The sequence below is a fragment of the Mesorhizobium sp. ORS 3428 genome, from assembly GCF_001854785.1.
Lineage (GTDB): Bacteria > Pseudomonadota > Alphaproteobacteria > Rhizobiales > Rhizobiaceae > Mesorhizobium.
Map to the genome: position 1 here is coordinate 1 of NZ_MDFL01000007.1, position 10,491 is coordinate 10,491.

Here is a 10,491-nt window from a genome sequence, read left to right on the forward strand (position 1 = left end):
GGGTTGCGGATGGCGAGGTCGATTTGGCGCACGAGTTCCACCATGCCGTCATAGCCGGCATAGGGCTGGTGACGCTCCTGGTTGATATCGAGCCAGGGAGTCATTGCCTTCAGTGCAATGAATTGCGTGCGCCCGCCCGACAACATGATGTCGGCCTTGCGTTGCGAGAGCATGGCATAAAGGTCGCGCGGTGCCATGGTCTCGAACATGTGGTTTTCGTCCTTGAGTATCTTCTTGATGCGCTCCTTGTCTTCGGGCGTTGATTTCTTGACCGAGGTGCCGACGATCTCGATGCCGATCTCCATCAGTGCGTGGACCACCGACCAGGACTTCACACCGCCGGTGTTGAGAAGCACGCGCTTGCCTTCGAGCCCCGGCCGGTAGGTCGCGAGCTTCTTCCAGGCAATCGCCTCCTCTTCAGCAATCAATGCCTCGGTGCGGCCGAGGATCTCCGGATCCGCACCCTTCTTCACGAGCAGTCGAGATATCTGCCGGAGCGCCTCAGAAGTGTCGGTGATGCCGTAGAAGGAGCCCTCGAAAAACGGGATGTCCCAGCGCTGCTCCATCTTGCGCGCCAGATTAATGAGGGCGGTCGAGCACACGATCATGGTTGCCCGGGCGCGGTGCGCTGACGCAACGTCGAGGTAGCGCGCGTCGCCCGGAATTGAGGCTCGCACCCGGATGCCGAGCCGATCAAAAAGCGGCTTCACCAGCCAAAATTCGCCCGAGAGGTTGAATTCGCCAAGGATATTGATGTCGTAAGGGCCGGCATCGTCGGGCTCCGCCGTGCCGATGACATGGTCGAGCAACGCCTCGCCGGCAAGCTTGTTGCCGAGATTCTTGGAGCCGACGAAGCCCGGCGCATTGATCGGCACCACCGGCAGGCCGAACTTTTCAGCCGCGCGCTTGCACACGGCCTCGATGTCGTCGCCGATCAGCGCCGTCACACAGGTCGAATAGACGAAGATCGCGGGCGGCGCATAGGCCTCCTTGACCTCGCGGATTGCTTTGAAAAGCTTCCGCTCGCCCTGCCCCATCATCACGTCGAGTTCGGTGAGATCGGTCGTGAAACTTGTGCGCCATAGCGTTGGCCCGGACGAAGCCGTGCCGCGGTTGTCCCAGGAATTGCCCTCGCAGGCGAGCGGTGCATGGACCAGATGCGCGACATCGGTAATCGGCTGCAGCACGATTTTTGCGCCGTCGAAGGCACAGCCGCCGGCTGCCGCCCCGGGGGTCAGCGGCTTGGAGCAGCCCTGTTTGCGCGCCTTGGCGTCCTTGCCGCGGTTCTTCTCGCAGGCAGGCTCGTTGAAGAGATCTTGGATCTTGGCATTGAGCGAGGACATTGCCGGTCTCCAAAGTCAATCGARAAGACGGACCAGTTGTAAAAGCCGGCCACCGCTCCTAGCGGGTGAGGTCATAAGAATAGTCCGTCACCCCCGTCTCGCTTGTCTCGTGATCGAGCTTGTCGAAGATCTTGTCGAGGATTGTCGTCAGTACGCGCAACCCGCCTTGGTAGCCCATGAGGGCAAAGCGATGGTGATGGTGCCGGTCGAAGATCGGAAACATCAGCCGGATCAGCGGCGTGCCGGTGTCGCGCTCCAGATACTTGCCATAGGAATTGCCGATCAACAGGTCCACGGGCTCGGTGAAGAGCAGCGATCGCATCGCCCACAGGTCCTTGCCCGCCCAGACTTGAGCCTCCTTGCCGAAGGGCGAGGAGGCAAGCAGTTCCTTCATCTCGTCTTCCCACGCCGTCGTGCCGTTGGTGGCGAGGCAGTGGGTCGGCTCGCCGCCTGTCTCCATGATGAAGCGGGCCATGGCGTGGACAAAGTCCGGGTCGCCGTAGAGTGCGTATTTCTTGCCGTGCAGCCAGGATTGGYTGTCCGCCATGGCGTCAACAAGTCGGCCGCGCTCCAGTCGGATTGCCTCGGGGATTTCCTTGCCGGAAATAGYGGAGACCTCCACCAGAAATTCGTCGGTCGCCTGAACGCCCAGCGGGTAATGGAACGAGGCCGTCGCTTGGCCGACCTCCTCGCAATATTCCAACGTCTTTCGAGTGTTGTAATGCTGTAGTGATAGTGTCGCCTCGGCGTTGAGTGCATTCTTAACGTCTTGGATTTTCGTGCCGCCGTCATACATGCGGTATTCGCCGTCCGATGGTGTGTCGAACTGGTCAGAGGCATCTTGGATGAACGTATAGGACACGCCCATCAGATCGAGCAGGCGTTTGAGTTCCCGGTTGTTGCCAACGCAAAAGCCGTCGAAGCCCGGAATGATGTTGATCGTTCCCAGGACTTCCGTACGCTCCTGGCCTTTCCAGAAGTGCTCCAAAATGCCCCTGACCGTACCATCATAGCCGTCGACGTGGCTGCCGACGAAGGCCGGCGTGTGCGCGAAGGGCACGTCGAAGTCGCGCGGGACCGAGCCTTCTTCCTTGGCGTTCTCGATGAAGCTGTGCAGGTCGTCGCCGATGACCTCGGCCATACAAGTCGTCGATACGGCGATCATCTTCGGGTCATAGAGTTTATACGTGTTGGCGAGCCCGTCGACCATGTTCTTCAGGCCGCCGAACACTGCCGCATCCTCGGTCATTGAGGAGGAAACTGCCGATGCTGGCTCCTTGAAATGGCGCGACAGGTGCGAGCGGTAATAGGCCACGCAACCCTGACTACCGTGCACGAAGGGCATGGTTCGCTCGAAGCCCGTGGCCGCGAACACGGCGCCTAGCGGCTGGCAGGCCTTGGCGGGGTTTATGACAAGCGCTTCGCGAGCGAAGTTTTTTTCCCGGTATTCCCAGGTCTTGGTGAACTCGCGTTGATCGGTAACGACCWGATCCTGGTGCGGACATTCGAAATTCAGCTTCTTGTCGGCCAGCATCTGCCWGTATTCCGGCTCGCGGAAGAGGGGCGCGTGGTCGAGAACTTTTTCGGCCGACTGCGGCATGGTGGTCACCTCTTTTGGTATCTGACCGCGCCATACGGCGGGACAGGAACATCAAACGTTTCTGGTCTTCCGCGATCACGGATCGCGGGGTTTATCGTCTCCTTGGGGAGACCAAGGCGAAGGGTCCGGTATTTATTCGGCAGCCATCGCCCGCCCACGGCTCGGACGTCTTTTCCAAGGCGCCTCGAATAGTCCCCAGACCGGGTTGTTGATGGCAAGATCCACATCACGGGCGAAAACGGCAAAGCCGTCATAGCCATGATAGGGCCCCGAATAATCCCAGGAGTGCATCTGACGGAACGGTATGCCCATCTTTTGAACGGGGTATTTTTCCTTGATCCCCGAGCCTACGAGATTAGGGCGAACCCCCTCGATGAACTTTTCCAACTCATAACCGGTCACGTCGTCATAGATCAGTGTGCCGTTCTTCACGTAGTGGGCGGTGCGCTGATAATCGTCGTTGTGGCCGAACTCGTAACCTGTGTCGACGATCACCATACCGAGGTCCTCGTAGGCCGTGATGACGTGGCGGGGGCGTAGGCCGCCGACATAGAGCATCACCGTATTGCCTTCGAGGCGCGGTCGGTATTTGGCGATTACCTCGTCGACCAAGGGGCGGTACTTGGCGATCACCTTTTCGGTCTTCTCCTCGATTTCCGGCCCAAAATGCTTGGCAATCTTGCGCAGGGAGGCTTCGATCTGGGAGGGACCGAAGAAATTGTACTCCATCCAAGCGATGCCGTACTTTTCTTCCATGTGCCGACAGATGTAGTTCATAGACCTGTAGCAATGGATGAGATTGAGCTTGGCCTTCGGCGCGCGCTCTATCTCGGCGAGCGTAGCGTCGCCGGACCAGTTGCCGACCACGCGCAGGCCGATCTCCTCGAGCAGGATTCGCGAAGCCCAGGCGTCGCCGCCGATATTGTAGTCGCCGACCACGTTGACGTCGTATGGGCCTCCCTCGAACTCGACCTCCCTCTTCTCGAACACCCAGTCGCGGATCGCATCATTGGCGATGTGGTGGCCGAGCGATTGCGAGACGCCGCGGAAGCCCTCGCAACGCACCGGCACGATCGTTTTTTCGATCTCCTTGGCCTTCTTGCGCGAAACCGCTTCGGTGTCGTCGCCTATGAGGCCGATCGGGCACTCGGACTGCAYGGTGATGCCCTTGTTCAATGGAAAAAGTTCTTCAATCTCGTCGATGATCTGTTCCAGCTTCTTGTCGCCGCCGAAAACAATGTCTTTCTCCTGGAAATCGGAGGTGAACTGCATTGTGCCGAACGTGTCGATGCCGGTCGTGCCGACGTAGTAGTTGCGGCGCTGCGACCAGGAATATTRCCCGCAGCCGACGGGACCGTGCGAGATATGGACCATGTCCTTGACCGGCCCCCACACCACGCCTTTTGAGCCGGCATAGGCGCAGCCGCGAATGGTCATCACGCCGGGAATGGACTTGATGTTCGATTTGACGTCACATTCCGAAAGGATCTCCCCTTCCTCGCCGGGCTCGTCCCCGCTCTTTGCGACGTTGAGGTGCTTTTTGCGGCGCTTCGCAGTCTTGTCGGGATATTGCGACAACACCTCCTCGATAAGCTTCGCATGGAGAGCACCGTCATTTTCGTATTCCAGGCTCATGGGACCCCTTTCAAGGTTCGTGTGACGCCTCACCGGCGAGGCGCCGTTATTCCAAAGGCGCGCTAGGTCAAGGCCGCACCTCAAGTAGACAACGCTCGTTACAGTGCGGCCGCCTTCGCCGTTTCCTTGGCTTGGAGCTCGGCAAGCATCTGCTCGTCTGTCTTCATGATGCCGAAGTCGAGCAGCATGTCCTCGAGCTCCTCCATGGTGATTKGGGTCGGTATKGTGCCCTGGCCCGAATTGGCATGGATCTTCTCGGCCAGCGCACGGTATTCCCCGGCCTGCTTCGAGTCCGGCGCATACTGGATCACCGACATCTTCCTTAGCTCGGCGTGCTGGACGATATTGTCGCGTGGCACGAAATGGATGAGCTTGGAATTGAGCTTGGAAGCCAGCGCTTCGGCGAGGTCGAGCTCGCGGTCGGTTTGGCGCTCGTTGCAGATCAGGCCGCCGAGCCKCACGCCGCCCGAATGGRCGTATTTCAAAATGCCCTTAGCGATGTTGTTGGCGGCATAGAGCGCCATCATCTCGCCGGACATGACGATGTAGATTTCCTGGGCCTTGTTCTCGCGGATCGGCATCGCAAAACCGCCGCACACCACGTCCCCGAGCACGTCGTAGGAAACATAGTCGACATCATCGTAGGCGCCGTTCTCCTCGAGGAAGTTGATCGAGGTGATGACGCCGCGGCCGGCGCAGCCTACACCCGGCTCGGGGCCGCCCGACTCCACGCACTTGATGCCTTTGTAGCCGATCTTGAGCACGTCCTCGAGTTCGAGGTCTTCCACCGAACCTTCCTTTGCAGCAAGGTGCAGCACGGTATCCTGCGCCTTCGAGTTCAGGATCAGGCGGGTGGAGTCGGCCTTGGGATCGCAGCCGACGATGAGTATCCTCTGCCCGAGATCGACAAGGGCGGCGAGTGTATTTTGGGAGGTGGTGGACTTGCCGATGCCGCCCTTGCCGTAAAAGGCGATCTGACGCAGACCTGACATGTAGCTTTCCTTCCTTCGTTCCATTCATCGCGGCTGCCCGCGATATGAATGCCGGTCGGCAGCTTTCGCCGCCTCGTAACGCAAGGCTCAAAACTCATGCCAATTTTATTGACCGATCGAAGAAAGTTTTTTTGTTCTTCCTTTTCAGATATTTGACCTGAGCAAAATAAAGGAATGGCTAGCCGAGCCTATGTCGCGAACCTGACAAGACCAACGAAACATGTCAGACAGCGTTAAATATGACAGCCATTAACCTCACGCCGGGACCGARAGACACAAACACTGTCGTCCACTCCTCGTGAGCGGCACGCCTCCCCGGCCAAATTGCGCCGTCAGAACGTTAATCCTGGATCACGCATCTGTCTTCTGGCACCAATCGAGAACGCCACGGCTGCTGTCGGGTCGCGACCCGCTGAGTGGTGTAGCTCGGCGGTAGCGCAGCCGCTTGCGAGCGCGCCCTCAACAGCGCTGAAGCGAGCGAGCGGCGTAGCGGCGATCATCGATGTTCCCCGTTAGGCTCGGGTTGCTGAGACCAACCTGATTCGAAGGAACCACCGATGACCGACGACATGATGAACCTGCGCACGCTCGTGGAGAAGACCCCCGACGCCGATATCCTGCGCGAGATGATCGGCTTTGCCGCCGAGCGGCTGATGGAGCTGGAGGTGGGCGCCGCCACCGGCGCCGGCTATGGTGAGATGAGCGCGCTGCGGATCGCCCAGCGCAATGGCTATCGCGAGCGCGACTGGAAGACGCGGGCCGGAACGGTGGAGCTGCGCATCCCCAAGCTGAGGAAGGGCTCCTACTTCCCGTCGTTCCTGGAGCCGCGGCGTTTGGCCGAGAAGGCGTTGACGGCCGTCATCCAAGAGGCCTACGTCCAAGGTATCTCGACCCGCTCGGTCGATGATCTGGTTAAGGCGATGGGCATGAGCGGCGGCCGATGACGGTCATTTTCGGAAGCTAACGCAGGACATGCGCCGGGAACTCACGCTATGTTCTTCCATCGCGCTACGATGCTGACGCGCCGATGTCTCGCGCCACGTTTACAGAACGGTGGAAGGGCTGCTTGCCGACTTTCACTGCGGTGTAATAAAATGTCGGAACTTACCGGTAATTACCGACAGTTTGATACATGACCGAATCGTTGAAACCTCTCAGCGCGACCGTTGCGAAAGCGGAAGCAGTCCACGATCGATTTGGCCGGATCGAAGATCCGGACAGGCACCGAATCGATGGTGTAGGTCTTGACGCTTGCCGTCGGTCTGATTGAGCGCCATGGGATCATGCGCCTGTCGGACCTGAAACGCCGTCGGCCTTGACGTTGCAATGGAAGCGCTGCGCATGGGATGGCGATCCAGAAAGGCTAAGCCCGACGCTGCGCGGAAGCTGCAGCGTGATCTCATGAAACTGGAGCGCCGATACGAGGCAGATCACGCCTTTCGGAACTCGAGTTGCGATCTCGGCCAGGGAATGAGAAATGTCGACGTCGGCATCCGCGCGTCCGTAGAGCCCTCGTGAGGGGCGATGGAGGATGCCCTCGTCAACCAGACGAGCCAGTGTAGCCGGATTGATCCCTCGGCGTCTGGATCGCAATCGGCTCCAAGGACCGCAAGCCGACGATCGACTAWCCRCCGATCCGGGTTGCTCGCTTCGGCGAAAAGGCGCTCTCCATTGGCGACATTGCCCGATATGCGCAGGCGCTGCGCATCTGGAGCGTCGTTCGTCCTTATCTTGAAAGCACAGTTGCTGATGAAGGATAGGCCGGCGAATCTTCCAGCATCGATTCTTGCTCGGCTCCGCAACATCGCGCGGAGCAAGCAGACGGACAATCAGCTCATCCTGAGGCGATACGCCATCGAGAGGCTGCTTTATCGGCTGAGCATCTCCCCGCATCGCGATCAGTTCATCCTGAAGGGCGCGATGCTCTTCACAGCGTGGCTCAACGATCCGAATCGCCCTACGCAGGACCTCGATCTTCTCGGATTCCGCAATCCAGCCGTAACGGCGATCCGATCCGTTTTCGAAACGATTTGCCGGATCGAGGCCGAAAAAGACGGACTGGCGTACGATGCGAACGGCCTAAGCGTCGAGGTGATCCGTGAAGGCCAGCAATATGGCGGCGTCAGGGTGCAGACGACAGCGTCTCTCGGGAGGACCCGGATCCCGGTACAAGTTGACATCGGCTTTGGTGACGCTGTTACGCGAGGGCGCAGGAACTGGAATTTCCGCCGCTTCTGTCGGCCGAGGGTCCTCGACTGAGAGCCTATCCCAGGGAAACCGTGGTTGCCCAAAAACTCCAGGCAATCGTCTTGCTTGGCCAGGCGAACAGTCGCATGAAGGATTTTTACGACCTGCTGGCGCTGTCGCGGCTGTTCGCGTTCGAAGGTGGATCGCTGATCCAGGCAATCCGAGCGACATTTGAACGCCGTGACACGCTACTGCCAACAGAAGAGCAGATTTTGCGGAATGGCCTGAGCGGCATCGCGTAAAAGCGGAATTTGCGAAATCAGCAGAAACTCCTTGGGGATGCGCTCCTGGAGGTCTCCGTCTTCCTTCGGATGGTAGGTGCTGAGAGGCGTACCGATTGCCGCAATCGTGYGCCCGCCGTTAGYCATGGCCGTTTCGTGGGCGACACGATCGATTCCGGCGGCTAGGCCCGAAACGATAGTGAAGCCGTCCTTCCCAAGCGCGCGTTTGCGGACGGTGAGGTCGCGCGCCAGCTGTCTTGAGCGCTGCTTTTTGTCGTCGGTCGCTTCGTGGGCGCCGACCATGGCTATGCAGCGCGTCACCGTGAGTCCAATCGAGCTTTTGTATTCCAAGGCATCTGCGACAGGTGGCGCTCTTCCAGTCACATCGCTGAGCCTACCGGTTGTAACGAAGCGCGGTTGACTGTGCCTCCTATCCGCAAAAGCTGCGAGACGCCAAGCGCCACGGGTCGGCTGCTGCGGCTCGAATTTCCACCTGTCGGTGTCTTGTGGGATAACGTCATGGTCGCCCCGATTGTGGGCTCTTTTTGCGGCAGGCCAATGCTGATTTTGCGTTGCGGATGACATTTGTGCGTTGCAATATCTAACGCGGAAGCTACTATGAGGGTGTCGGCCATCAACTCTCTAGATGCGATGCCGAACTTGAATGCGGCACACCCCCTCTAGTGCCGTTTTCGAATCGGGCCCGTTGCCACCTCCTCCCGGCAGCGGGCCTTTTCTCTCCAACGCTGCCTCTTGGCCAATCACGGTGCCCCCATCAATTCGAGCGCAGAATTTCGAGTTGAATTTCTGGCGATCCGGCAGTTATTGAACTCCGGCGTTACGCTATACACCGAAGCCCTCTCGGCGGAGATATCGCTCAAGGCAAGATGAGGTCCGCCGGAAAATACGATAATTTTCAGCTCCTTGATGAGCGGCAGACCCTAGGAATTCGCGCTATTCGGTAGCAACGCCACCAAATCCCTTATCGGTATTATTCAACCGTAGGCAATGAGTCTTCTTCGAAGGGCCAGTTACCCGAAGGCTCCGGCTATGGCGTGGATTTGGGGTCGGGAATAGCCTCTGCAATCTCCCTCATGCGATCGAGGCAGATGTCGGCAATGGGTCGCCATTCTTCAGCGATATTGAGTTCCCCCAATTCATTGCGAACATAATCTTCTTGGAGATTGATTAACCTGATGCCAATAGCCGCTTTCAAATGCGACACGAAATGTAGGTTGTCCTGGAGCAAATCCGAGAATAAGTAGTCCACTACTGCGATATCGAATACGTCCCGGACCTTCAACAAAGGGCCACGATAGTTGAGCTTCTTTAAGGCTATCTCCACCGGGTGTTCAATTTCAATCGAATGGGAAAGTTCCTCACTAAGCCCACTCCCGCCAATGATCTTCCGCTCCGTTGGCACATTAGTAATGTAAGAAGCGACGATAAAATCGATCTCGCCTTCTGGGTAGATGAGTTTGAGGTAGTTTGGCGCCTCATCATATGCCTGATGGWCCCAGGCGCCTTCRCCACCCAATCGGGGTGAAAGGACCGACAAATACTGGGGGTCATCGATGAACGCGTCGATGTCCTTGCTGAGGCGATGACCAGTGWGGACCATCAGAGCGGTACCGCCCCCGAGCACCCAATCGGGGACGGGTTGCCCTTTCGCGCGGACTCGGTCGAGGCCTGCTACTGCTCTATCGAGGAGAAGGCGCCAGTGAGACAAGTTCGGTCTCCAAATCCGGATTGTACTCGCCCGTCGCGGCCTTCATTGCCATGTAAGCCTTGRYGAGCTTGGATTTAGAGATACCGTGAGCGCTTGCAAATTGAAAAACGAGAAAAGGCTCCACCTCTGTGAAGAAAGTGGCGACATGGACGGRCCAGTCGTCCAGTTTGGCTTTGGCAATACACTCCCGCAGCGCCGCTACGCTGATATCCCGCTTGTAAGGCGCGTTGACCGTAGCCAATACAAGCCCGTCCACTGCTGAAAAACCTTCAGCAGCGCCAATGAAATGGGTCTTCGTGATCGCGTGAACCATGCTCGGTATATAGTTCTTTCGCCTGACAAAGTCGACCCACGAGCAATTTGGCATCGTGCCTCATAATAGAGTTCAYCGCGGCACAACGACCGTTCCGCTCGTCAGCCCCAATGCAAGGGACCGATCGACTCCTGCGGCCACGCCCACCAAGGACTCGCCCCATGATGAGGGGACAAGCATACGACGCTGATTTCGAGGGCTTCCCTCGGCCGCCGCTTCGCCATTGCATAGCGACGACTGCCCAGCCCAGGAGTCTGAACATGAACCCCAGCCTCTAATTCTTCTTCGCACCCCCTGGGCCCCAGGATTCTGGAGCGTCCGGAGTGGTTGGAAGATAGCCATCGCGATCCGAGAATGAAACGCGGGGTTGTGAATACCGAACGGCCAGCATTTCCTGATGTCCCCGGAATG

General features: G+C 58.5%; 9 protein-coding genes and 1 pseudogene. 3 read left to right on the forward strand and 7 right to left on the reverse strand.

All coding sequences use genetic code 11. The annotated features are described in order from the left end of the window. The 4 genes from nifE to nifH all read right to left on the reverse strand — a co-directional run. Positions 1 to 1,343, reverse strand: a 1,343-nt coding sequence (nifE, locus tag ORS3428_RS03610; protein ID WP_071094657.1) for a nitrogenase iron-molybdenum cofactor biosynthesis protein NifE, incomplete at its 3' end; no start/stop codon positions are given. A 58-nt stretch (positions 1,344 to 1,401) separates the two neighbouring features. Beyond that, complete coding sequence (gene nifK / locus ORS3428_RS03615) at positions 1,402 to 2,943, reverse strand: nitrogenase molybdenum-iron protein subunit beta (protein ID WP_071094660.1); 1,542 nt, start codon at positions 2,941 to 2,943, stop codon at positions 1,402 to 1,404. A 132-nt stretch (positions 2,944 to 3,075) separates the two neighbouring features. Then, the gene (nifD, locus tag ORS3428_RS03620; RefSeq protein WP_071094662.1) at positions 3,076 to 4,578 is read right to left on the reverse strand and encodes a nitrogenase molybdenum-iron protein alpha chain; all 1,503 of its coding nucleotides are present in this window, start codon (positions 4,576 to 4,578) and stop codon (positions 3,076 to 3,078) included. 98 nt (positions 4,579 to 4,676) lie between these two features. Continuing rightward, positions 4,677 to 5,570 (reverse strand): nitrogenase iron protein, encoded by an 894-nt coding sequence (gene nifH, locus ORS3428_RS03625; protein ID WP_071094674.1) that lies wholly within the window; start codon positions 5,568 to 5,570, stop codon positions 4,677 to 4,679. 557 nt (positions 5,571 to 6,127) lie between these two features. Here nifH and ORS3428_RS03630 point away from each other — a divergent pair. The 3 genes and pseudogenes from ORS3428_RS03630 to ORS3428_RS34355 all read left to right on the forward strand — a co-directional run. Next, positions 6,128 to 6,505, forward strand: a pseudogene (locus ORS3428_RS03630) (IS256 family transposase); the annotation flags it as partial. Between the two features lie 736 nt (positions 6,506 to 7,241). After that, positions 7,242 to 7,829 carry a nucleotidyl transferase AbiEii/AbiGii toxin family protein gene (locus tag ORS3428_RS03640; protein WP_157895913.1) on the forward strand — a complete coding sequence of 196 codons (588 nt, stop codon included), beginning with the start codon at positions 7,242 to 7,244 and terminating at the stop codon, positions 7,827 to 7,829. Further along, the gene (locus ORS3428_RS34355) at positions 7,826 to 8,059 is read left to right on the forward strand and encodes a nucleotidyl transferase AbiEii/AbiGii toxin family protein (protein WP_443136836.1); all 234 of its coding nucleotides are present in this window, start codon (positions 7,826 to 7,828) and stop codon (positions 8,057 to 8,059) included. Before ORS3428_RS03640 ends, ORS3428_RS34355 begins: the two co-directional genes overlap by 4 nt. On the opposite strand, the gene ORS3428_RS33815 is transcribed toward ORS3428_RS34355, so the two are convergent. From ORS3428_RS33815 to ORS3428_RS03655, 3 genes are all read right to left on the reverse strand, one after another. Then, complete coding sequence (locus ORS3428_RS33815) at positions 8,006 to 8,389, reverse strand: DNA-processing protein DprA (RefSeq protein WP_244507840.1); 384 nt, start codon at positions 8,387 to 8,389, stop codon at positions 8,006 to 8,008. The two genes, ORS3428_RS34355 and ORS3428_RS33815, sit on opposite strands and share 54 nt — an antisense overlap. A 697-nt stretch (positions 8,390 to 9,086) precedes the next feature. Beyond that, positions 9,087 to 9,767 carry a nucleotidyl transferase AbiEii/AbiGii toxin family protein gene (locus ORS3428_RS03650; protein WP_157895914.1) on the reverse strand — a complete coding sequence of 227 codons (681 nt, stop codon included), beginning with the start codon at positions 9,765 to 9,767 and terminating at the stop codon, positions 9,087 to 9,089. Next, positions 9,739 to 10,080 carry a hypothetical protein gene (locus ORS3428_RS03655; RefSeq protein WP_071094672.1) on the reverse strand — a complete coding sequence of 114 codons (342 nt, stop codon included), beginning with the start codon at positions 10,078 to 10,080 and terminating at the stop codon, positions 9,739 to 9,741. Before ORS3428_RS03655 ends, ORS3428_RS03650 begins: the two co-directional genes overlap by 29 nt. Positions 10,081 to 10,491 lie beyond the last annotated feature (411 nt).